We start from the raw sequence: 22,964 nt of genomic DNA on the forward strand, positions 1-22,964 counted from the left end.
CGTTAGGCCGCGTCGTCGGTGAGATAGCGCTGGATCGTCGGACCGATCCAGCGCACGAGGTCGTCGACGGGAGCCGTCGCGATCCCCGGCAGCGCGAGGATGTAGCGGGCAACCAGCATGCCGGCGATCTGGGATGCCGCGAGACTCGCGCGCAGCTCGGCGTCGTCGCCGCCGATGGCATCCGTGATGCGACTGAGCAGCTCCCGCGACAGGAACCCTGCCAGCAGAGGGGTCGCGAGCCGATTGCCGATCGCGTTGCGCAGCAGCAGCACGCCGCGCCGGCGGACGTCCGGATGCTCGAACCTGCCGAGCACGTACGCCGCGATCCCCTCGCCCAGCCGGTCGCGATCACCCTCGAGCAGGGCCGGGATATCGAGGTCTGGCCGGAGCGGGGCGCCGATGATCTCCGCGAACAGATCGGCCTTCGTCCCGAAGTAGTGATGCACGAGCGCGGAGTCGACCCCCGCGCGCGTCGCGATCGCCCGCATCGTCGCCCCGTCGTAGCCGCCCTGGGCGAACTCCTCCGTCGCCGCCGCCATGATGCGCGCCCGCGCGTCCGACCCGCCCCGAGGCCTGCCCCGACGGCGCGGCGACGGCGCAGACTCGGACGTCGGCGACACGGACATGGCGTCAGCCTAAGTCACCAGCGGTTGTGGACGTCTTCGGCGAATCCCACGAGACCCTCGAACGGCATCCCCTCGAACGTGCCCGACCAGACCCCGAAACACTGATCCGTCCGCGACGAGAGTGGACCGAGGCGGCGCGCCGACCGCTTCGCGTAGAACGGCACGAGCGCGGCATCCAGCCCTCCGCCCGACACATGCCAGGGTCGCGACGCGTCGGCCGCGTCGAAGTCCCACGCGAGATCCTCCGAGATCTTGTGGAGCACGCCATCGACCAGGATGCCGTTCTCCGTCGACCCCGTACCGTCGGTCCAGCGACCGCCGACCTGCAGGCCGATCGTGCGGCCGTCGCTCACGCCCGATCCGGCGCCCCAGTTCCAGCGGACGTCGTATGGCCACCGCCCCCGTCCGTGGTCGAGAACCGCCCACGAGCCGGCGGGGACGGCATGCTCGACGCCGTCGACGATGACGACACCCGTAGCCGGGAGCGCCACATCCTTGACGGTGTACTGGAACCGGCGGCGCGTCCAGGGGACGACGACCGCGAGACAGTCGTGATCGGGCGGCCGCGCGACGGTCACGTCGAAGGAGACATCGGGGATCTCGGCGAACAGCCGCCACGCGTCCGCACCCGGCGTCACCGACACCGCCAGGTCTTTGGCGCGTGCGATCGCGGCACCGCCGCCGAGGGTGGGAGGCAGGTCCACGTCGTGCGCCGGGACGACGGTCGCCGTCCGACCGCGTTCCCGACCCGAGCGCCGGTCGAGCACCCACACCTCGTGGACGGCGGCGTAGTCCAACGACGAGACGGTGAGCGCCAGGACATGCGTGGGCGTGATGATGTTCCAGTACTCCCAGCGCTTGTTGCGTCCCCAGTTGTGGCGACCGTCGATTCCCGCCGTCGTGACGAAGGGCCTGCGCGCGAAGCCGACGGCGGCCGGATTGAGCGAGCCGTCCTCCGTTGTGAGGGAGACGGCCTGCGTGAGCTCGCGCTCGATCATGCGAGGGCGGGGCGCGGCGGCGTGCACATCGCGACGGTCTCGGTCATCGGCATCCTTGCAGACGGTCCGTTCGGGTGCCCCGATCATACGCCCGCCTACGACGAACCGCCCCGGTCGTGATGACCGGGGCGGTTCGGGTCGTGCGCGAGACGAGGGTTACTGCTCGACTACTGCTCGATGGGCTGCGGCTCGTCGGCGCTCTCGTGGGTGCGGATCGTGGGCGCGGCGCCGTCGGCGACGACCTCGACCTTGCGCGGCTTGGCCTTCTCGCTCACCGGGATGGTGACGGTGAGCACGCCGTTGCTGTACGTGGCAGCGATGCCGTCGTTGTCGATGCCCTGACCGAGGTTCAGCTGGCGCAGGAAACTCGCCGCCTCGCGCTCGCGGGTGATCCACTTGACGCCCTCACCGGCAGCGAGCGTGCGCTCGGCGCGGATGGTGAGGAGCTGCCCGTCGACGTCGATGTCGACCGAGCCCGGGTCGATGCCCGGCAGGTCGGCGGACAGGACGTAGTGGTCGCCGTCGCGGTACAGGTCCATCGGCATGCGGCGCGGTCCCCGACGCGCGTCGAAGAGGCTCGACGCGAGGCGATCGAGATCACGGAACGGGTCATACGTGGCCATGGTTCTCTCCTTCAGATGCGTGTGATGTTGTGGTCTAAAACTTGAGCCCTATCGGCTCAAGTGACTCCAGATTAGCACTCTCACTACGAGAGTGCTAAGCGTTCTCGCCCAGCGAACGCCCGCGGCATCCGGGTCCTTGGACTCGCGCGGGGGACGGGCGCGTGCGGCGCGAGAAGGTGGCGCAAGCGGCCGTCTTCGCGCCGTCGAGGCGGCCGATTGCGACACCTTCTCCGGCCGGCGCCGCCGATCGCGCCACCTTCTCCGGCGGGAGGGGCGAAAGGAGGCGGGATAGGCGGGGCGCGGCTCCTCCACAGAGCGGGGAAATCGGCAGGTGTCCCCGGGCTGACGGCGCGGGCGGGCGGGACGCTCGCCTGCGAGCGAGGGTGAGGGATGCCGCGACCGCCCGCCCCGCTCCCCCGTTCGCTCGGCGACGCGTTCCGCGTTGGCGATGGCATCCAGGCGGGAGTCTCGGCCTCGCGCCTCCGATCTCGCGACCTGGTCGCGCCGTTCCACGGCGTCCGCACCAGGGCACTGCCGCCGAGCGCGCCCGGGGCGGATGCCGTGTCGGTCGACGACCCGTCCGCACGTGACCGAGCGGTCCGGGAGCGCACGCTGCGGAGCGCCGTCGCCTACGCGACGGTCATGCCGGCATCCGCGTTCTTCACGGGACGCACCGCGGCGATCCTCTACGGTCTGCCCCTCGATCCGGGCGACGGGCTCGACCTCGGGGTCGTCGCGCCCTCCCGCGCGCCGCGAGGCGCCGGCATCCGCGGGGTGAAGATCGAGGGCCATCTCGTCCGTCTGCGAACGGTCGACGGACTCCCCCTGAGCAGCCCCGCCTCGACCTGGGCGATACTCGGGCGGGAACTCTCGGTGCGCGAGCTCGTGATCGTGGGCGACGCGATCGTGCGCATCCCGCGCGGACGCTCCGGCATCCCCCTGCCCGACGCGCGGATCGGCACGCTCGCGCAGCTCGCCGCCGCAACGGATGCCGGTCCGCGGCGCGGCGTCGCGCGACTGCGCGCAGCACTGCCGCTCATCCGGGAGGGCAGCAGCTCTCCCCTGGAATCATCGTTCCGGTTGGATGCCGAGGCGGCCGGTCTTCCCCGCCCCGATCTCGACGTCGAGATCCGCGACCCGCGCGGGAAGCTGCTGGGGATCTCCGAGATCGTCTACCGAGAGCATGGCGTCGTGGTCGAGGTGGAGGGCGATCACCACCGGACGAGCCGCGCACAGTGGGATCGCGATCTCGAGAAGTACGCCGCGTACGCCGCCGCGGGCTGGGAGGTGGTGCGAATCACCTCGACGCACCTGCGCCAGCGCCGCGCCGTCGACCTCGTGCGCGCGGCGCTCGCTCGTCACGAGTGACCTCTACCCGCATGGGTGTGTTCGCGCACGAGCCGCATCGCCGTCCGCGCCGCGCGAAGGTGGCGCAATCGGCGATCCGCGCCGCGCGAAGGTGGCGCGGGTCGGCGATCCGCGCCTCGCGAAGGTGGCGCAACCTGTGGCTTCCGCGCCGTCGAGGCAGCAGATTGCGCCACTTTCCCGGGCGAACACCACCGATTGCGCCACCATCACCGGGGGAGCACCGCTGAGTGCGCCACTTTCACGGCGCGCGCGTCAGCACTCGATGACGTTGACCGCCAGGCCGCCCTCGCTCGTCTCCTTGTACTTGTGCGACATGTCGATGCCCGTCTGCCGCATCGTCTCGACGACGGCATCCAGGGAGACGTAGTGGCTGCCGTCGCCACGGAGGGCGAGCCGCGCCGCCGTCACCGCCGTGGAGGCGGCGATCGCGTTGCGCTCGATGCACGGGATCTGCACGAGTCCGCCCACGGGGTCGCACGTGAGGCCCAGGTGGTGCTCCATCGCGATCTCCGCGGCGTTCTCGATCTGACGGTTCGTGCCGCCCATCACCGCCGTGAGCCCGCCGGCCGCCATCGCGCACGCCGATCCCACCTCGGCCTGGCAGCCGCCTTCCGCGCCGGAGATCGACGCGTTCGCTTTGAACAGCGAACCGAGCGCCGTCGCAGTGAGCAGGTAACGCCGGATGCCGCGACGGCGGTTGGCCTCGACAGTGATGTCGTCGTCGGCGACGGGGTCGGCGGGGTGCATGCCCAGAAGCGCCGACCCGACGAGCTCACCGTAGGGCGTCACCGCGTTACCGGAGCCGAGACCCGAGTCGGCGAGGAAGCGCCACCAGTACATCGCGACGGCCGGGACGATCCCGGCCGCGCCGTTGGTCGGCGCGGTGACGACGCGACCCCCCGACGCGTTCTCCTCGTTGACGGCGAGCGCGAACGCGCCCAGCCACTCGCCGGGCAGTTCCCGCTTCCCGTCGCTTTCGACCTCGTCGAGCTGCGCGCGGATCGCGCCGGCGCGCCGCTTCACCTTGAGCATGCCCGGGAGCACCCCGTCGGCGTGCAGTCCCGCCTCGACGCAGCCGGCCATGGCATCCCAGATGGCGTCGAGCCCTGCGGCGACCTCAGCCTCCGACCGGCGCGACTCCTCGTTGCGCCGCGCCACCTCGGCGATGGTCCAGCCGTGCTCGTCGCACAGGGCCAGCAGCGCCTCGGCCGTGTCGAAGGCGTGGGGGAAGGATGCCGCGGCGAGCGCGGTGTCCTCGCCTTCGCGGCGGATGAAACCCCCGCCGATCGAGTAGTACGTCTCCTCGGCCAGGAGCTCCCCCCGGGCGTCGAGTGCCCGCAGCGTGAGCGCGTTCGGGTGGCCCGGCAGTCGCGTCCGCGGGGCGAAGGCGATGTCGCCGCGGGAGAACGGCACGGGGTGCGCGCCGTCGAGGAGCAGTGCGTCGCCGTCGCGCCAGTCGGTCCACGCGCCGCGGACGACGGCGGGGTCGACGGTCTCCGGCTCGTGCCCCTGCAGCCCCGCGACGATCGCGTCGGGCGTGCCGTGGCCGATGCCGGTGGCACCCAGCGAGCCGAACAGCACACACTCCAGACGGGCCACCGCGCTGTGCTGCGGCCGCAGGAGGGCGGCGAAGGACCGGGCCGCACGCAGCGGGCCGACCGTGTGGGAGCTCGAGGGTCCTACTCCGATGGAGAACAGCTCGAACGCCGAGACGTATGCGCTCACACCCCCGAGCCTACGCGCGGCACCGTCTACACTCGCCGCCATGCGCATCGTCGTGTCCGGCACCCATGGCTCCGGCAAGAGCACCCTGATCTCCGATTTCGCGCTGCGGGATCCCGAATACACGGTGCTCGGCGACCCCTTCGACCTCCTCGACGAGTCCTGGGACCTCGACGGGGTCGAGATGTTCACCGCGCAGCTGCGACTCTCGGCGCAGCGCCTCATCGCGCACGAGGGGGGCGACCACGTCATCGCCGAACGCGGCCCGATCGACTTCCTCGCGTACCTCACCGCCGCGGCCGAGCTCTCCGGCGGTCGGCTGCCCGCCGAACTGCTCGTGCGGGCGGGCTCGTGGACGGCGAGCGCGCTCGAGGACGTGGACATCCTCGTCGTCCTGCCGCTGACCCCCGATCTCCCGCCGGTCGGCGACGACGAGGATCCCGAGCTGCGTGCCGCGATGGACGACGTGCTCCTCGACCTCATCGACGACCCCGACGTCGTGGGCGAGACCGTGGTGGTCGCCGACCTCGGTGGCGACCGGGCCTCGCGGCTCGCGGAGCTGGAGCGGCTGGTCCGGCGCGTGTCGGGTGGGTCGCCGTCCGGGAGCTGACGCGTCGGCTACGGGCGCACGAAGGAGATGAGCCCGACCGTGTTGCCCTCGCTGTCGCGCACGAACGCCTGCCACTCTTCGTGCCCCGCCGGGCCGAGGGTGTCGTCGTCGTGCGTGAAGATGACGTGCGGCGCGGTGACGACGTCGGCGAGCCCCGCGAGCCGTTCGAGCGCCTCGTGCACGTTGTCCACCCGCAGATAGATCAGCGCCGACGGTGCGGCGCGGTCGAGCAGCAGCCGCACGCCGTCGAGGTCGAAGAAGAGCAGGCCGGGCGGGTCGAAACGAGCCGCCGGCGGCTCGCCGAGGAGCACCGTGTAGAAGTCGGCGGCCCGATCGAGGTCGTCGACGTGCTGGGCGATCTGGACGAGGCGCATCCGCGGAACCCTTCGCTGCGAGTGAGGCCACTGTAACCCTCGGGGGCGGGGCCCGCAGCGCCTAGGCTGAGTGGAGGGCGGTGCCGGATGCTCGTGGTTCACGCGGCGCGCCGCCGGGAACGGAGAGGCACCATGATCGTTCCGGAGAGCTCACCGCTCGGGGCGGTCGACGACGACCGCGACGCCGCCTGGGCGGCCGTCGAGGCGGCGGGACGCGTCGACGACGGGTTCCGGGCGCGGTTCGACGAGCAGTTCCCGCGGCTTCACGCCCTGTTCCAGCGGCTGTACGCCGACCGACCCGACGGACGCGACGCGCTCGCGCAGACGATCGCTCTGGCATCCGGGTCGTGGAATGCCCGTCCCCTCGACCTCAAGGTCCGCGACGGCGTGCGCGCGGGCGATCCGGACTGGTTCCAGTCGGAGCGGATGCTGGGAGGCGTCTGCTACGTCGACCGCTATGGCGGCAATCTCGCCGGCATCCGCGACCAGATCCCCTACTTCCGGGAACTGGGGCTGACCTACCTGCACCTCATGCCGCTGTTCGCCGGACCCGAGGGTGACAACGACGGCGGGTACGCCGTCTCGAGCTACCGCCGCGTCGACCCGAGCCTCGGCACGATCGCCCAGCTCACCGAGCTCGCTGCCGACCTGCGGCTCGCGGGGATCTCGCTCGTGCTGGACTTCATCTTCAACCACACCAGCAACGAGCACGAGTGGGCGCAGAAGGCCGTCGCGGGCGACCCCGACTTCGAGGACTTCTACCTCATCTTCCCCGACCGGACGATGCCCGACGCGTACGAGAAGACCACGCGCGAGATCTTCCCCGACGACCACCCCGGTTCCTTCGTGCAGTTGGAGGACGGTCGCTGGATCTGGTCGACGTTCTACCACTTCCAGTGGGACCTCAACTACGCCAACCCGTGGGTGTTCCGCGCGATGGCGGGCGAGATGCTGTTCCTCGCGAACCTCGGCGTCGACGTGCTGCGGATGGATGCCGTCGCGTTCATCTGGAAGCAGCTCGGCACGGCGTGCGAGTCGCTGCCCGAGGCGCACCTGCTGTTGCAGGCGTTCAATGCGGTGCTCGCGATGGCGGCCCCCGGACTCGTCTTCAAGTCGGAGGCGATCGTCCACCCCGACGAGGTCGTGAGCTATCTCTCCCCCGAGGAGTGCCGCCTCTCCTACAACCCGCTACAGATGGCGCTCACGTGGGAGGCGCTGGCGACCCGCGATGCGCGGCTCCTGCAGCAGGCCCTCGATCGTCGCCACGCCCTCCCGCCGGGCACGGCATGGGTGAACTACGTGCGCTCGCACGACGACATCGGCTGGACGTTCGCCGACGAGGATGCCGCCGAGCTCGGCATCGACGGTTACGGCCACCGCCGTTTCCTCAACGACTTCTACGTCGGCCGGCACGAGGGCACCTTCGCCCGGGGCGTGCCGTTCCAGGAGAACCCCCGTACCGGCGACGCCCGCGTCGCCGGCACGACGGCGTCGCTGGCGGGCATCGAGGCGGGCGACCCCGGCGGCGAAGACCGCGTCGTGCTCGCCCACGCCCTCGCCCTGTCCACCGGCGGGGTGCCGCTGCTGTACCTCGGCGACGAGGTGGCGCAGCTGAACGATCCGACGTTCGCCGACGATCCCGTCCGCCGCGGCGACAGCCGCTGGGTGCACCGGGGCCAGCGGCCCCGCGACCGGTACGCGGATCGCGACGACCCCACTACGACGCCGGGGCGCATCTTCCGTCGCCTGACGAAGCTCATCTCGGTGCGGCAGACGACGCCCGAGTTCGCCGGCAACGCGCTCCTCCCCTTCCACACCCCGCACACGAGCGTGGTCGGCTATCAGCGTCCGCTCGAAGACGATTCGGATGCCGCGCCGCACGGCACGCGCGTGCTCGTGCTCGCCAACGTCGGCGACGCGCCCGTCGCGATCGATCCGCTCACGCTGTCGGGCTTCGCGCGTACGGCGCGCGACCTGGTGCACGATGTCGACCTCGACCTCGACGAGGGCCTCTCCCTCTCCGCGCACGGCTTCGTGTGGTTGCGCGTCACCCCTCTCGCCTGATCGGAGCATCATGCCGGCACTCTCCCGCCTCCCACGCCCCTCCCGCCTCCCCCTCGTCGCGCTCGCGCTCGTCGTCGCCACGGCATCCGTCACCGCGTGCAGCGCATCGGGTCAGAGCCGCACCGACGCCTGCATCGTCGTCGCGCAGAGCCTCGAGGCCGTGCAGCAGGACATCGCCGACGCGAACACCGCGCTGGCCGCCGGTGACCTCGACGCCCTCAGCCAGAGCCTCACCGCGGCCGCCGACTCTCTCGGCGAGCGCGCCGGGGAGGTCACCAACGCGGAGGTCGGTCCCATCATGACCGCGCTCCGCACGTCGATCGAGTCGGTGCGCGACGCGGTCGCCGAGGCATCGGCCAGCGACGACCCGGAGGCGGCGACGGAGGCGTTCGCCGCGTCCGGCGGCGACCTCCAGGACGCGGCCGTGCGGTTCTCGCAGACCTGCGGCGGCTGACCGCGCGGGTCAGCTCTCGCGCCGGGCACCCCTCGGGAAGAGGATGCGGAGCGAGAACCACCGCTCGTCGTGCACGATCGACACGGCACCCCCGTAGGCGGTCGCGGCGGTCTCGATGTTGCGAAGGCCGTAGCCGTGCCCCTCGGCGGTCTGCCGCGAGACGATGCGCTCGCCCTCCCGACGCACGATTCCGTCGTACGTGTTCTCGACGCGGAGCATGACGAAGTCGTCCTGCGCGAACAGCGCGAGACGCACGAGTCGCTGATCGGGCGAGGGAAGCCGGGCCGCCGCCTGCACGGCGTTGTCCATCGCGTTGCCGACGATCGCGGTCAGGTCGAGCGGCCGCAGGAACTCCAGCAGCACCCCGTCGGCGACGTACGACACCTCGACGTCGTTTTCCGCGGCGTACGCCCGCTTGGCGGTGAGCACCGCGTCGAGCACGTGGTGGCCCGTGTGGACGACCGCGCCATATCCGCGGATCGAGTCTTCGAGCTCGTCGACCATGCGGCCGCGGGCGGCGGCATCCTGCTCCGCACGCAGCGCATCGAGGTGGTGCTTCATGTCGTGGTACTTGCGGTTGACGTCGTCGATCGAGCGGCGGGTGAGCTCGTACTGCTCGTGCTGACTACGCAGCAGGTGCGTCATGGCGTCGGCGTCTCGCCGCACGACCGCTTCGTTGTGCACCCGGTGCTGCACGTAGAGGGCGATGAAGCCCGCGAAGTCGACGAGGGTACGGATGTAGAAGATCTCGGTGCCGAACCGTCCGCTGAACGGGGTGTTCGCGCTGATGAAACTGAGGTTGGAGATCGCGAACGTGGCGACGGTGATGGCCGCCGCCCCCACGAGGTCGCGCCCGGACACCCGCAGCACGTCGACGCGTCCGAAGGTGCCCCGCTCCGCCGCCCACGCGAGCGCGAAGACGACGGTGTAGACGGCGACGCACAGGAGCGCCTGCGCGAGCGGCGGGATCTCCTCCGCGTAGAAGCGGTCGAGCTGCCAGTACACGGATGCCGCGAGCTCCCCGAGCACGAAAGCGCGCGCCGCGATGTACCCGGCGCCCAGGGGCGTGACCGCGAGCGCCGCCGAGAGGAAGCCGTACATCACCGCCGCCGCCGCGAGCATGCCCGGGATCCAGAGTGCGAGCGGCAGGGTGCCGGCCCACCACTGGGTCAGCAGGAGCGCGGCGAGTCCGGCGGCGGCGACGAGGATCGTGCCCCCCGCCCGCCAGCGGCGACCGAGGATGAGCACGTACACGAGACACGCGCCCCATTCGGCGAGCGCCGTGAGGTGGCGGGGGATGTCGGCGACGATCTCCTCGGCGCCGTTCACGCCGTGATCCCGCGCGATCCGATGTGGGCGGCGAGCGCCGAGAGGAACTCCTTCTTGCGGGGCCGGCTGATCGGCAGCTTCGTGCCGCCGCGCACCCGGCAGTCGTTGCCCTCGGTTCCGGTGACGTGCCGCAGGTTGACGAGGAGTCCGCTGTGGCAGCGCATGAACCCGTCGGCGGCGAGTTCAGCCTCCATGGCCTTCAGGGTCGAGACGACCGCGTAGTCGGCGTCGAGGGTGTGCACTTCGATGCGGTGCTTGACGCTCTCGATGTAGAGGATGTCGGCGACGGCGACCCGGTGGTGCGCCCCGTCGACCGACGCGAACAGCAGTTCGCGACGCGTGCGCTGCTGCAGACGCACCCGCACGCGGCGCATCTCCTGCTCGAACGCGGCATACGTGACGGGCTTGAGGAGATAGCTCAGGGCGTCGACCTCGTAGCCGCTCACCGCGTAGTGGGGAGAGCTCGTCACGAAGACGATGATGACCTCGGAGTCGACCTCGCGGATGCGGCGGGCGGCGGTCATCCCGTCGACGTGAGCCATCTGGATGTCGAGGAACAGCACGTCCCAATCGGGCCGGTAGTCGGCGATGATGTCGGCGCCGTCGGAGAACGCGCCGACGTGGAACCGCTCGCCCTGGTCGCGCTGGAACCGGTCGAGGTGAGAGAGGAGCCGGTCGATGCTGTGCGGATCGTCCTCGATCACACCGACACGGATCACGGAACCACCTTCGAAGATCGGGGGGATGCCGCTCGGATCGGACGCCGCGAGCGGCGGCGGGTCAGCTGAAACCGACGACGCGCCGAGCAACATGGTAGGCGAGCGAGGTGACCCGGCGGCCCGCCTGACCCGGGAGATTGGCGCTGGCGCCCATGAGCGAGCGCCGCATGCGCGTGTACAGCCACGGGCTCTCGGCACGAACGTCGCGCCAGAACTCGTCGCGAGCGGCGAGGTGCTCGGGGGTGCCGCCGCGGGCGAGCGTGGCCGACGTGACGGCGCACACGGCCTCCAGATAGTGCACGAGGGTCGCGTACAGTTCCGGCGGCACGTGACCGGATGCCACGGCATCCGGCCCCGGCAGGGCGGCGAGCGCGAGGCGGTTCACGCGCAGGTGCTGATCGGCCCGTCGCACCATGACCGAGGCGTTGACGGACTGATCGACGCGGCCGATGAAGTAGCGGTACAGCTCGACGGGCAGATACGCCATGCGCCGGACGTGGACGAGCGGCGTCACGACGAACAGGTTGTCGACGTAGAACGTGTGCTCGGGCAGCCGCAGACCGCACGCGCGGAGCACCTCGGTGCGGTACACGATCGCGTGCATCATCAGCACCTGCCGACGCGCGAACCGCTCCACCTCTCCCCACTCGAAGATCCGGCCGGCGGGGAACACCGAGCCGAAGCGCATCGCCTTCGTCGACTTCCCGAGCCGCTCGTGGACGTAGTCGGTGAAGAGCGCGTCCACGCCACCTTCGCGTTCGAGCTCGGCGAGGTGGTCGAGCACGCGCTCCAGGGCGTCGGCGTCGAGCCAGTCGTCGGCGTCGAGCACCTTCAGGTAGGTGCCGCGCGCCGCCGCGACGCCCGCGTTGATCGCGCCGCCGTGACCGGCATTGCGCTGATGGATGACGCGATACCGCTCGGGCATGCCCGCCGCGTAGGCATCGGCGATCGCCGCCGTGGCATCCGTCGACCCGTCGTCGACCACCACGACCTCGACGCCGTCCGCGTCGCGGAGCGGATCGAGGGCGCGGTGGAGGTAGTCCTGCGCGTTGAAGGCCGGGACGACGACGGTGAGAAGTGTCACGGGGCGACCGCCCCGCTCTCCGCCTCCGTCTTCACCGGCTGCTGGCGGAAGATGAGCTTGAAGATCGGGTAGAACACCCAGAACGAGATCGCCGAGTTGATGATCATCGTGACGACGTCGGCGACGACCTGGCCCGTCGCGCCCCAGCCCCAGATGTTCATGAGGAGATCGTAGATCGGCGCCTTGTAGAAGCCCTGCGCCGCGGCGGCGAGGAACGTGATGACGACGTAGGCGGCCGCGTACCAGCCGGCGGCGACCCAGGGTGACGTGTTCGACTTGAAGGTGATGTTGCGCTGCAGGAAGAAGTTGATCACCTGGGCGATGAGCAGGGTGAGCTGCACGGCCAGGAAGTACGACAGTCCCCCGCCGCCTTCGGGCAGCGCGCCGGCCGCGTAGTCGAACATGAAGTACGTGCTGCCGTCGATGTTCGTACCGACGGGAAGCACCTGGAAGCCCACGTCGGTGAGCCCCGTCGCGCTGTCGAAGTACCAGCGGGCGAGCGGCATGAGCGCCAACTGCAGCACCGTGACACCGTTGGAGAGGAGGAGGAACATCCCGAACTTGGAGAGCTCCGGGTGCTTCTCCTGGAATCGGGCCCACCAGGTCGTGATCGCGGTGAACATCAGTTACTCCGTTCCGAGGCGACGCGGAACGCGTCGCGGGTGTGCTTCTCCGCCCGCCGCCCGCCGAAGAACGCCGCGACGACCCGTCCGATCCCCCGGAATGTCTGACCGTTCACGAGGGTGAGGAGGGCGTCGGTGAGGCGCCGGGTGGCCAGGCCGCCGCTCATCTTCGAGATGACGCGGAACGGCCCGTTGAACAGGAAGAGGATGTTGAGGTCGGGCGTGCCCTTGGCTTCAGCGGCCCGTCGGCGTCGATCCAGGATGCCGAACGCGCCGCGCGCGAGGGCGCTGCGCGCACCGGCGAGACGGTCCATGGGGTCGTTGATCCCGAGGGGTCCGGACGGCCAGTCCGACGGCGGCACGGGGCGCCCGAGGAGCCGGGCGAACACGGCATCCGTGACCTCCGACAGCCGCGCGTCGCGGTAGGGCGCGAGCATCGGATCGAGTGTTCCCGCCGCGACGTTGCCCGCGATGTCGAGCTCGGCGGCGAGGGCTCGGTCCTGCACGTGACGGCCGACGGTGACGCGGTAGCGACCGCTCTCGACCTGCCAGGTGTCGGTCGGCACGTCGAAGTACCGGAACACGCGCTCTCCGAACGGCAGGTGCACGCGCGCGGAGGCTCCGGCATCCAGGTGAACCTTCGCGAACGTCGCGAGCTCGGCGTCGGGGCGGGGTACGCGGCTGTCGCCGACCCGCCCGACGTAGACCTGCACGACATCGCTGCCCGCGCGGGCGCCCGTATTGATGAGCGTCACGGTGACGCCCTCCGCGGTGATCTCGGGATCGGACAGCGCGAACGAGGTGTAGCTCAGGCCGAAGCCGAAGGGGAACGCCACCGGCACGCCGGCCGTCTCGGTGTAGCGGTAGCCGACGAAGGGGCCCTCCCGATACTCGGCGGTGCGGCGCGTGCTGGGGAAGCTGGCGGCGGTCGCCGTGTCCGACAGGGCGACCGGCATCGTCTCGGCCAGACGCCCGCCGGGATCGACGGCGCCCGTCAGCACGTCGACGAGAGCCTCGGCACCCGCCTGCCCGCCGAGGTGGGCGTGCACGAGGGCCGCGGCGTCCTCGAGCCATGGGGTCTCCACGACGCCTCCCGCGGCGAGCACCACCACGGTGCGGCGGTTGACGGCGCGGACGGCGCGCAGCACCTCGAGCTGCGCGGCGGGAAGGGCGAGCGACGAGCGGTCGAGCCCCTCCGATTCGGCGATCTCGGGGAGCCCGAGCGCGAGCACGACGACGTCGGCTCGGGATGCCAGGTCGACGGCCTCCGTGAGGAGCCGGGTGTCGGGGGCACCGTCGCGGCGGAACCCGTCGGCGACCCCGACGACGTCCAGCGGCGAGGCGATCGCGCTCTCGGCGAGCGTCGACAGGCGCGTCGGGTTCACGAGCGACGATCCCGCACCCTGGTAGCGCGGGCGCCGGACGAAGTCGCCGACGAGCGCGACGCGCGTGCCCGCCGCGAGCGGCAGCAGCGCGTCGTCGTTCTTGAGCAGCACGGCGGACTCTGCGGCGGCCCGGCGAGCCAGGGCATGGTGGGCGTCGAGGTCGACGACCGCCGCCTCGGCGCGGGCCGTCACGCGGCGGACGAGCGCGACGACCTCGGCGACCCGGGTGTCGACGTCGGCTTCGGCCAGTTCGCCCGCCTCGACGGCCGCGACGATCGCGCGCGCCGAGTCGAATCCGGGCGAGGGCATCTCGACGGTGCCGCCGGCGGCGACCGCGGCGACCGCGTCGTTCCCGCCGCCCCAGTCGCTGATCACGGCGCCGTCGAATCCCCACTCGCCCCGCAGGATGTCGCGCAGCAGGTGCGGGTTCTCGTGCGCGTAGGCGCCGTTGATGAGGTTGTAGGCCGACATGATCGCCCACGGCTCCGCTTCGCGGACCACGATCTCGAAGGCGGTCAGGTAGATCTCGCGTAGGGTCCGCTCGTCGACCACCGAGTCGCTGACCATGCGGCGCAGCTCCTGGCTGTTGACGGCGAAGTGCTTCGGCGTCGCCGCGACGCCCTCCGACTGGATGCCGCGCACATACGCCGCCGCGAGGCGACCCGCGAGCTCCGGGTCTTCGGAGAAGTACTCGAAGTTGCGGCCGCCGAGGGGGCTGCGCTTGATGTTGAGGCCCGGACCGAGCAGCACGTGCACGCCCTGAGCCGACGCCTCGCGGCCGAGCGCCGCGCCGATCTCGCCGGCGAGCGACTCGTCCCAGCTCGAGGCGACGGTCGCCGCCGTGGGGAAGCACGTCGCCTTCTCGGAGCCCGCGATGCCCAGGTGGTCGGCCGAGCCGAGCTGCTTGCGGATGCCGTGAGGCCCGTCCGACATCCACACCGCGCGCAGGTCCACGCGCGGGATCGGCCGGGTCTGCCAGGTGTTGTCGCCGCTCAGAAGAGCGGCCTTCTCGAGGAGGGTGAGTTCGGAGACGAGCGTCTCGATGTCAGTCATGTCACTTCCTTCGCGGGTGGCCGGGTCGCCCCGGCCACCCGCTCGCAGGCTGTCCTCAGACCGCCGACTCGCCGTCGACGACCACGGGCGCGCTCTCGGCACGGCGGCGGTGACGCAGCACGCGCACCACGATCCACGCGGCGCCAGCGGCGACCAGCACCCACAGCGCGATCGTGAGGATCTGCACGCCGATCTCCCACCCGGCCGGGTTGTACGTCAGCGACGCCCCCGGTGCGATGCCGTTGACCGCGTTCGAGTTCGCGACCGTGTACAGGATGTTGTGGATCGCGAAACGCAGGTTCTGCTGCGCGAACGCGCTGTCGGCATCCTCGACGGTCTTGAAGTTCTCGAACGTCAGCATGTGGTCCGTGCCCTGCGCTGCCCACGCCTGGTCGGGATACATGTAGTCGTAGAGGTTGAAGTCCGTGATCACCATGCCGCGGAAGCCCCACTCCTCACGCAGGACGTCGTGCATGAGCGCGGCCGATCCGCCGGCCCAGGTCGCCCCGATCCGGTTGAACGAGCTCATGACGGCGGTGCTGCCGATCTCGGCCGTCTGCGCCTCGCCCTCGGAGTCGAAGTACGTCAGCTCGCCACTGGCATCCTTCACGATCAGCTCGAACGGCTTCAGGTAGAGCTCGCGGATGGTCTGCTCGGTCGCCCACGTCGACAGGCCCTTGCCGTTGACACGGTTGGTCTCCTGGTCGTTCATCGCGAAGTGCTTCGTGAAGCTGTAGACGCCCTTGGTGAGCGCGCCGTCGACGACCGACGTGCCGAGCGTGCCCGACAGCAGCGGGTCTTCCGAGTAGTACTCGAAGTTGCGGCCCGCGAACGGCGACCGGTGAAGGTTCACCGCCGGCGCGTACCAGCCGTTGGAGCCCATCGTCAGCGCCTCGTTGCCGATCGCGACGCCCATGTCGTGGGCGAGCTCGGTGCTCCAGGTCTGGGCGATGAGGTACTCCGACGGGAAGGCGGTGCCGGTCCACAGGTCGGGGTTGATGAACGAGCTGAAGCCGGCCGGGCCGTCCAGGTCGTCCGTGCGGATCTTGCCGATGTCCTCGAGGGCGGCCGTGTTGTACGCGCCGGACGTGAGGAGCGCGAGCACCTCGTCCTTGTCGAGCTCGTCGAGGAGCTGCTCCCACGCCGGGTGGTCCCACGCGAGGCCGCGCAGATCGATGAGCGAGAGGCCGTTGTCGGCACCCCACGTCGGCTCCTCGGCATCCGAGGCCTCCGCCGCCGCGGCGGCGTCGTACGTCTCGTACGATGCGACGGTCGCGTCGCTGGCGGCGAAGTCGTCACCGGTCGGGGCCGTCGGGAAGGTGCCGGCGAAGTCGGCGCGGGAGAACGCGGTGCGCGCCCCGTCGGTGAACTCCGCGGTCACGTCGGCGAACCGGTTGGTGGCGGGAACGGCGTCGCTCGCGCGGCCGTCGGTGTAGGTGACCGTCGAGCCCACCGAGTAGGCGATCGGGTCGATGCCGTCGGCGAGGGTGTGCGAGTCGGTCTGCACCTTGATGGCGTAGTCGCCCTCTTCGAGGACGTACGCGCCGTCGCCCGTGCTGTCGTAGGAGGCCATGTCCTCCACCGCGAAGGTGAGGGTCACCGTCTCCGACGCGCCCGGCTCCAGCAGACCGGTCTTGGCGAAGTCGGCGAGCACGACGTGCGCCTTCTCGATGCCGCCGTCGGTGTAGGGAGCCGTGAAGTACACCTGCACGACGTCCTTGCCGGCGACGTCACCCGTGTTGGTGACCTCGACGTCGACCGAGATGTCGCCGTCGACGCCGCCGAGCTCCTGGCCGGCCAGCGACCACGAGAAGTCGGTGTAGCTCAGGCCGTAGCCGAAGGGGTACACGACGGCCTCGTCGTAGTCGATGAAGCCTTCCTCGGCAGCCGTCTCGTAGTAGCGGTAGCCCGAGTAGATGCCCTCTTCGTAGTCGACGAAGTAGCCGCCCTCGATGTTGGAGTAGGCGAAGTCGCCGACGTTGACGAACGTCGGGTCGGCGGTGAAGTCGGCCGAGAAGATGTCGACCGTCTTACCCGACGGGTTCACCTCACCCGAGAGGATGCGTCCGAGTGCGCTGAAGCCGGCGGCGCCGGGCGAGCCGGCGAGCAGGATGCCGTCGACGTCGGCGTCGTCTTCGAGGATGCCGAGTTCCATCGACGTCGAGGCGTTCACGACGACGATCACGGTGTCGAAGTTCGCCTTTGCGAGGGCGAGGAGGTCCTTCTCGTCCTTGTTGAGCTCGAGCTGGTGCTGACCCGGCTCGGCGTTCTCGTCCCACTTCTCCATGTTGGTGGCGAGGTCGCCGCCCTCGCCGCCACCGCGTCCGACGACGATCACGGCCGCGTCGGAGAAGTCGGCGAAGCTGTCGAGCGAGGCCTGCGAGTAGTCGGCCACCGGCATCTCGCCGATGTTGTAGTTCGACTTCGCCGGGTCGTCCATGACGATGTTGGTGCGTCCGCCTTCGGCAGCGGGGTTCGCCGCGGCGAAGTCGGCCAGCTGCTGGTACACGGTGTCGTTGACGGTGAAGCCGGCGGCCTCGATCCCCTGACGGATGTTCACCGCGGTGCGGGTGTCGGCCGTGCCCGAGCCGGAGCCTCCGTAGACGGGGTCGGCGGCGCCGCGCCCGAGGAGCGTGACGGCTCCGACGGCGATCGGCAGGGTGCCGTTGTTCTTCACGAGGGTCATGCCCTCGTCGGCGATCTGCTCGACGAGCTTCGACGACGCAGCCTTCGCGTCGTCGACCGTCGAGTAGTCGGCCGTGTAGTAGTCGGTGTCGAGGTCGGCCGTCCCCTCCGCCTTGTTCACCGTGTAGGTGCCGGTGCCCATGTAGGACTCGATCGCCCCTCGGAACATCCCGATCCCGACGTTGACGCCGACGGCCAGAATGGCCACGACCGCCACGATCGGGATCCAGATCGCCAGGAACTTCTTATTCGACATCGGCGCCTTAGCCGCGTGAGAACTCACTGCTGTCTCCTCTGTGTGCAACGCCTCCCACTCTGGAGGCGGAAGGCGGGCACGACGCCGCCCTTCGCATCCATTTGAATCCTTCTGTCCTCACCTCTTCGGCGCGGATGCGCAACCTGTCGATTTGCGCGGCTGATCTGTCGTCGGGCGGGGGTGGGTGGCGCGGGGAACCGTGTGAGGTGACAACGCCTACCAGTCTGGGGCCTGTGGAGAAACGGACACTCGCTGAGCGCCGCTTCAATAGGCTCTCGCCGATCGCATCGACAGCCCAGGAAGCAGGAGCCGCCATGAGACGCAGCACCCAAAGCACATTCATCGCATGCCTAGTGGCGTGCGGCGTGATCTTCGGCGGCGGCGGAAGCGCCACAGCCGCTGAAGTCGACCCGCGTGATGGAGCGCTCGCGCAGTTTCGCGAGAATCTGACGGCTTCGTCGGATATCGCTGCTTTTGACGAGCTCACGAGAGACCAGCGGTCGAGACTATCCAGTTACCTCTTGGGTGAGATTGACCCGTTCGCAGAGCTGTCTTCGGAGGTCGCCCGGACGCCGAGTGGGCCGCCCACGTCGGTGAGCGCAGGTGGATTCGAACTGACACTTGGCACTCGCGACACCGCCGTCCCGAAAGTAGCCGCCTCCACCGGTTCAACCACGCCAAGCGGCCAAGTGAGCACACTCGCCGGGAGTACTCGGAGCGTATCGAGATCGTCTTCATTCAGCTTCCTCGGGATTACCATCTCGAAGACCACTGTCCGAGTCGTCTACTACTATTCCGGAAGCCGCGCCACGGGTATCGCGTCTTCCTCTTGCAAGGTCGACGTCAACTATGATCCCTTCTCCACCGTGACATCCGAACGGGAAGGTGCTTGGATCAGCTCGGGAAAAGCCACCGCTGAATGCAAAGTGGTCGTGGTTCGTGGAATATTCTCCTCGTGGGGAGTGATCACCTGGAGCACGAAAGCGGCGTTGCAGTTCGTCACGGCTAATGGATACGGGACGGTTACCGCGTACGGATGGCGCTAAGGCAGGAGAACGCATGAATCCGCTGGTACCAACCGCACTCGACGTCGTGTTCAGTCTCGTCACGACAGTTCACATCGTGTTGGCGGTGCTCGCGCTCATCGGCTTCGCGCGCTCGAGAGCGAAGCAAGGTGGCCTGGGCACCATCCTGTTGATCGTCTTCGTGCCGATCGCGGGCCCGATCGTGTCACTTTACGTACACACGAAGGCGCGCAAGAGCATCCTCCTCGCCTCGCCACGGCGGGACTGACGCCCGGCCGGCCTCCTCGGCGACTCCTCTTTCGAGTACCGCTCAGAACCCGCCCATGTAGCCGGAGTTCGTGTGCGACGTCTGGCTGGCACGCGCGGCGGGGTCGACGCGCTGCGCGGACACCTCGGAGGAGGTCATCCCCCGCATCTGCTCGTGGGTGACGGGCTTTCCGAAGATCGCGTGGCGCACGCGGGTCCAGAAGGTGGGGCGCTTGTTCGCTGATTCGGAGGTCATGTCGCGATTCTCCCACGCCGCCGGCGTGGACGAAAGACGCACGACCCGCGCCCGGAAACCACGAAAGCCTGCGGAATCCGCAGGCTTTCGGCGTACTGTCTCAACACAGTGTGCGCCCGAAGGGACTCGAACCCCTAACCTTCTGATCCGTAGTCAGATGCTCTATCCATTGAGCTACGGGCGCATGACATCCGCTCTCGCGAAGGCCAGCGACCAGCTTACATGACGCGGCCGGTTCGACCGAATCGAGGCGGCCGCTACTCCAGCTCGGCAGGGTCGAAGTCGACGGATGCCGGTCGGCCGGCATCCGTCGTCACCTCCGGGAGCTCGCCCTTGTCGCGCAGCTCCTTCTGCTTCGCGATACTGCGGCGCCGCGACGTGAGCTTCGGGAGGTCGACGAGCCGCAGCGCCTGCATGCGCGCGATCCGCATGCGCTCGTAGTCGGGTTCGAGGTCGGGGCGCGCCGCCTCGATGCGAAGGGTGCGGTCGATGTTCTTCGCCACCTCGGCCCACGCGACGTCGCGCGCGTCGTTGATGAGCTTGCGCAGCTCCTCGACGTCGTCGGCGCGAGCGCGGAGCTCACGGGCCACGTGGAGCGACTGCTTCTGCCTGCGGCGCAGGTTGCCCACGTCGCGGCTGCGATAGTCGTGCGTGCCGTCGGACTCGCTGTGCCGGCGGCGGGCACGCTTGCGCTGCCGCTCGGTGCGCTCGGCGTCGGCCTGCGCTTCGTCGGCGAGCGTGAGCAGCGCCTCGCGGGCCTCGGCCTCGTAGCGCTCGACGTCGAAGTCCTCGCCCTCGGCCAGGATGTGCACGAGCATGCGGTTCTTCAGGCTCAGTCGAGTGGCCGCCGAGGCGATGTACAGACCCTCGGCGACGACATCGCGGGTGCGCACCCGCTTCCGCTTCTCCGCCACGACACTCCCGCTCTCGATCCTACGGAACCTCATCGGACAGAATCGACCGCAGGGGCGGAACAAATCGTGCCGAACCAGCGGTGCGACGGCGGCAGGACGGCGACCCGCGGAAGAACACCGTCGAACCGGACGAGCACCGGACGACACGGACGACGAGGAGCGGCGAGGATGCCGGAACTGGATGTCAGAGGGGCGACGAGCGTCGTGACCGGCGCCGCGAGCGGCATGGGGGCGGAGGTCGCCCGCCAGCTCGCCGCGCGCGGCGCGCGCATCGCGCTCGTGGATCGCAACCCGGAGGGCCTCGACGCGGTCGCCGCGACGCTCGCCGGCGAGGGACACACGCGGCACGTCGTCGACCTCGCCGACGACGCCGCGGTCGAGCGCCTCGCCGACGACATCGCGGCACGGCATCCGCGCGTGCAGACCCTCATCACGTGCGCGGGGTCGTCGATGCTCGGCAGCATCGACCAGCTGACGATGGCGGAGATGCGCTGGCTCATGGACGTGAACCTGTGGGGAACGGTCAACATCACCCGCGCCCTGCTGCCCGCCCTCCGCCGCGAACCGGCCGCCCACGTCACCCACCTCGTCTCGATCTACGGCCTGGCCGCACCGGCCGGGCGCATCCCCTACGCGATGAGCAAGTTCGCCGTGCGCGGGTTCACCGAGGCGCTCCGCCACGAACTGGAGGGCAGCACGGTCACGGTCGGCGCGATCTACCCGGCGGGCGTGAAGACCGGCATCATCCTCCACGGTCGCGTCGCCACAGCACTCGACCCCGCGATCGCGCGGCGGGCCGCCGAAGCGCAGGCGCGGATGTACCACACCGAGCCCGAGGATGCCGCGCGCCGCATCGTCGCGGCCACCGTCGGCCGCCGTCCGCGCACGATGATCGGGCGGGAGGCGCGGCTCGTCGACGTGCTCGCCCGGCTCGCTCCGACCGGGTACTGGCGCGTCATGCGCGGCCCCCTCCGGGAGGCGACAGACACGACGACGCCGCTTAGGGATTCGTAAACGCACCCGATGCGGAGCATAGGAACCGCATAGGGCCTCGCGGCTCAATGGTTCTCCGGACCCCACGTCAGGAGAAGCCCATGAATCTGTTCGCCGTCATCGCCGTCGACCTCGTCGCCATCGTCGTGCTCGCCTTCGGCGTGTACTACCCCCGCCACCGCCGCCGCGACCTCGCCGTCGCCTTCGTCGGCGTCAATGTGGGCGTGCTCGCCGTCTCGATGGTGCTCGCCGACACGACGGTGGGCGCCGGCCTCGGCCTCGGCCTGTTCGGCGTCCTCTCGATCATCCGCCTCCGCTCCCGCGAGATCGAGCAGAGCGAGATGGCGTACTACCTCGCCGCCCTCGCGCTCGGGCTCGTCGCCGGCCTGTCGACGACGATCACGTGGACCACGGCCGGAATCATGCTGCTCGTCGTCGGCGTGCTCGCCGTGGTCGACAGCCCCGCCCTGCTGCGGCGCTCCCGGGAGCAGACGCTCGTGCTCGACCGCGCCTACCCCGACGAGGCCGACGCCCGCATCGCCGTCGAAGCGCTCCTCCACGCGCCCGTGCACCGCCTCACCATCCGCAACCTCGACTTCGTCTCCGACACGACGACGGTCGACATCCGCTACAGCGCCCGCCCCGACAGCGGGTCGCGGCGGGGCGCGGCCGCGGCATCCCCCGCGCACGAGTCGATCGCGCAGGTGACCCGATGAGCGCCCGCACCCGCGTGCTCGACCGCCTCGACGCACTCGACACCGTCGGACTCGACCGGCTGAACGCCGAAGCAGAGCTCCAGACGCGCGTCGACCGCAAGTACCTGCTGCCGGCGTCGGCGCTCCCCGCCGTGCTCACCGACCTCCCGACGGGCAGCGAGGTGCTCGAGATCGACGGCGAGCACGCCCTGCGCTACGCGTCGCAGTACTTCGACACCCCCGACCTCGACAGCTACTTCGGCGCCGCACGCGGACGCCGCCGCCGCTTCAAGGTGCGCGCCCGCACCTACGTCGACTCGGGCGGCTCGTTCCTGGAGGTCAAGACCCGCGGCTCCCGCTCGGCCACGGTGAAGGAACGCGTGCCGGTGGCCGGCGACGAACTCGACGACGACGCCGTGGCGTACGCCGCCGACATGCTGACCGGTGCCGGCATCCCGGATGCGGGACACCTCGCCGCCGCCCTCGCACCCGTGCTCGTCACCCGCTACCGCCGCGCCACCCTGCTGCTGCCGGCCGACGACCGCGGCGACGCGTCGCGGGCGACGGTCGACCTCGACCTGTCGTGGATCGCCGCCGACGGGCGCGGACTCACCCTCCCCCGCTCCGTGATCGTCGAGACAAAGTCTGGCCAGCGCGCCGGAGCCCTCGACCGCACCCTGTGGCGGCACGGCCACCGCCCCGCCTCGCTGTCGAAGTACGGCACAGGCATGGCGGCGCTCCACCCGCTTCTGCCGTCGCACAAGTGGCGTCGCTCCCTCACGCGCCACTTCGCCGCGGCATCCCCGCTCGTTCCCGCCGACGCCGCCTGACCCGCACGGCCCGCACGGCCCGCACGGCCCAG

22 protein-coding genes and 1 tRNA gene are annotated in these 22,964 nt (G+C 70.2%); 9 read left to right on the plus strand and 14 right to left on the minus strand.

From position 1 onward, the window contains the following. Positions 1-2: 2 nt before the first annotated feature. The 3 genes from P0Y48_09235 to P0Y48_09245 form a co-directional block, all read right to left on the minus strand. A complete protein-coding gene (locus P0Y48_09235; protein WEK12654.1) occupies positions 3-626 on the minus strand; it encodes a TetR family transcriptional regulator in 624 nt (207 codons plus the stop codon). Between the two features lie 14 nt (positions 627-640). Further along, positions 641-1,711, minus strand: coding sequence for a DUF2804 domain-containing protein (locus P0Y48_09240; GenBank protein WEK12655.1), 1,071 nt, complete (start codon positions 1,709-1,711; stop codon positions 641-643). A gap of 80 nt (positions 1,712-1,791) precedes the next feature. Further along, complete coding sequence (locus tag P0Y48_09245; GenBank protein ID WEK12656.1) at positions 1,792-2,247, minus strand: Hsp20/alpha crystallin family protein; 456 nt, start codon at positions 2,245-2,247, stop codon at positions 1,792-1,794. 390 nt (positions 2,248-2,637) lie between these two features. On the opposite strand from P0Y48_09245, the gene P0Y48_09250 reads away from it, so the two are divergent. Further along, positions 2,638-3,615, plus strand: a complete 978-nt coding sequence (locus P0Y48_09250; GenBank protein WEK12657.1) for a hypothetical protein — start codon at positions 2,638-2,640, stop codon at positions 3,613-3,615. 252 nt (positions 3,616-3,867) lie between these two features. Here the strand turns inward: P0Y48_09250 and P0Y48_09255 are convergent, their stop codons facing one another. After that, on the minus strand, positions 3,868-5,340 hold the full coding sequence (locus tag P0Y48_09255; protein WEK12658.1) for an L-serine ammonia-lyase, iron-sulfur-dependent, subunit alpha: 1,473 nt from the start codon (positions 5,338-5,340) through the stop codon (positions 3,868-3,870). A gap of 40 nt (positions 5,341-5,380) precedes the next feature. Between P0Y48_09255 and P0Y48_09260 the strand changes: the two genes are divergently transcribed. Further along, positions 5,381-5,947, plus strand: coding sequence for an AAA family ATPase (locus tag P0Y48_09260; protein WEK12659.1), 567 nt, complete (start codon positions 5,381-5,383; stop codon positions 5,945-5,947). An 8-nt stretch (positions 5,948-5,955) separates the two neighbouring features. Here P0Y48_09260 and P0Y48_09265 read toward each other — a convergent pair whose 3' ends face one another. Further along, complete coding sequence (locus tag P0Y48_09265; GenBank protein ID WEK12660.1) at positions 5,956-6,321, minus strand: methylmalonyl-CoA epimerase; 366 nt, start codon at positions 6,319-6,321, stop codon at positions 5,956-5,958. Positions 6,322-6,453: 132 nt separating this feature from the next. Between P0Y48_09265 and P0Y48_09270 the strand changes: the two genes are divergently transcribed. Further along, positions 6,454-8,385 (plus strand): alpha-amylase family protein, encoded by a 1,932-nt coding sequence (locus tag P0Y48_09270; GenBank protein WEK12661.1) that lies wholly within the window; start codon positions 6,454-6,456, stop codon positions 8,383-8,385. Between the two features lie 10 nt (positions 8,386-8,395). Then, positions 8,396-8,839 carry a hypothetical protein gene (locus tag P0Y48_09275; protein WEK12662.1) on the plus strand — a complete coding sequence of 148 codons (444 nt, stop codon included), beginning with the start codon at positions 8,396-8,398 and terminating at the stop codon, positions 8,837-8,839. Positions 8,840-8,848: 9 nt separating this feature from the next. Here the strand turns inward: P0Y48_09275 and P0Y48_09280 are convergent, their stop codons facing one another. The 6 genes from P0Y48_09280 to P0Y48_09305 form a co-directional block, all read right to left on the minus strand. Next, positions 8,849-10,168, minus strand: a complete 1,320-nt coding sequence (locus tag P0Y48_09280; GenBank protein ID WEK12663.1) for a GHKL domain-containing protein — start codon at positions 10,166-10,168, stop codon at positions 8,849-8,851. Beyond that, positions 10,165-10,887 carry a LytTR family DNA-binding domain-containing protein gene (locus P0Y48_09285; GenBank protein ID WEK12664.1) on the minus strand — a complete coding sequence of 241 codons (723 nt, stop codon included), beginning with the start codon at positions 10,885-10,887 and terminating at the stop codon, positions 10,165-10,167. The genes P0Y48_09280 and P0Y48_09285 overlap by 4 nt, the downstream gene beginning before the upstream one ends. Positions 10,888-10,948: 61 nt before the next feature. Beyond that, positions 10,949-11,971 (minus strand): glycosyltransferase, encoded by a 1,023-nt coding sequence (locus P0Y48_09290; protein ID WEK12665.1) that lies wholly within the window; start codon positions 11,969-11,971, stop codon positions 10,949-10,951. After that, a complete protein-coding gene (locus P0Y48_09295) occupies positions 11,968-12,594 on the minus strand; it encodes a hypothetical protein (GenBank protein WEK12666.1) in 627 nt (208 codons plus the stop codon). Before P0Y48_09295 ends, P0Y48_09290 begins: the two co-directional genes overlap by 4 nt. Next, entirely contained in the window at positions 12,594-15,032 is a 2,439-nt protein-coding gene (locus P0Y48_09300; protein WEK12667.1) for a glycoside hydrolase family 3 C-terminal domain-containing protein, read from the minus strand. Before P0Y48_09300 ends, P0Y48_09295 begins: the two co-directional genes overlap by 1 nt. Before the next feature lie 55 nt (positions 15,033-15,087). After that, entirely contained in the window at positions 15,088-17,973 is a 2,886-nt protein-coding gene (locus P0Y48_09305) for a glycoside hydrolase family 3 N-terminal domain-containing protein (GenBank protein WEK12668.1), read from the minus strand. 314 nt (positions 17,974-18,287) lie between these two features. Here P0Y48_09305 and P0Y48_09310 point away from each other — a divergent pair, with 314 nt between their 5' ends. Further along, complete coding sequence (locus tag P0Y48_09310; protein WEK12669.1) at positions 18,288-19,019, plus strand: hypothetical protein; 732 nt, start codon at positions 18,288-18,290, stop codon at positions 19,017-19,019. Between the two features lie 13 nt (positions 19,020-19,032). Next, the gene (locus tag P0Y48_09315; GenBank protein WEK12670.1) at positions 19,033-19,266 is read left to right on the plus strand and encodes a hypothetical protein; all 234 of its coding nucleotides are present in this window, start codon (positions 19,033-19,035) and stop codon (positions 19,264-19,266) included. Between the two features lie 42 nt (positions 19,267-19,308). Here the strand turns inward: P0Y48_09315 and P0Y48_09320 are convergent, their stop codons facing one another. The 3 genes from P0Y48_09320 to P0Y48_09330 form a co-directional block, all read right to left on the minus strand. Further along, a complete protein-coding gene (locus tag P0Y48_09320) occupies positions 19,309-19,500 on the minus strand; it encodes a hypothetical protein (GenBank protein ID WEK12671.1) in 192 nt (63 codons plus the stop codon). Between the two features lie 111 nt (positions 19,501-19,611). Further along, positions 19,612-19,684: transfer RNA gene (locus tag P0Y48_09325), tRNA-Arg, on the minus strand. Positions 19,685-19,757: 73 nt separating this feature from the next. After that, positions 19,758-20,414 (minus strand): asparagine synthase, encoded by a 657-nt coding sequence (locus P0Y48_09330; GenBank protein ID WEK12672.1) that lies wholly within the window; start codon positions 20,412-20,414, stop codon positions 19,758-19,760. Positions 20,415-20,582: 168 nt separating this feature from the next. Here P0Y48_09330 and P0Y48_09335 point away from each other — a divergent pair, with 168 nt between their 5' ends. From P0Y48_09335 to P0Y48_09345, 3 genes are all read left to right on the plus strand, one after another. Then, a complete protein-coding gene (locus P0Y48_09335; GenBank protein ID WEK12673.1) occupies positions 20,583-21,428 on the plus strand; it encodes an SDR family NAD(P)-dependent oxidoreductase in 846 nt (281 codons plus the stop codon). Positions 21,429-21,508: 80 nt separating this feature from the next. Beyond that, a complete protein-coding gene (locus P0Y48_09340; protein ID WEK12674.1) occupies positions 21,509-22,123 on the plus strand; it encodes a DUF4956 domain-containing protein in 615 nt (204 codons plus the stop codon). Then, positions 22,120-22,932, plus strand: coding sequence for a polyphosphate polymerase domain-containing protein (locus tag P0Y48_09345; protein WEK12675.1), 813 nt, complete (start codon positions 22,120-22,122; stop codon positions 22,930-22,932). The genes P0Y48_09340 and P0Y48_09345 overlap by 4 nt, the downstream gene beginning before the upstream one ends. The last annotated feature ends 32 nt before the right edge of the window (positions 22,933-22,964 follow it).

The organism is Candidatus Microbacterium phytovorans (assembly GCA_029202445.1).
Lineage (GTDB): Bacteria > Actinomycetota > Actinomycetes > Actinomycetales > Microbacteriaceae > Microbacterium > Microbacterium phytovorans.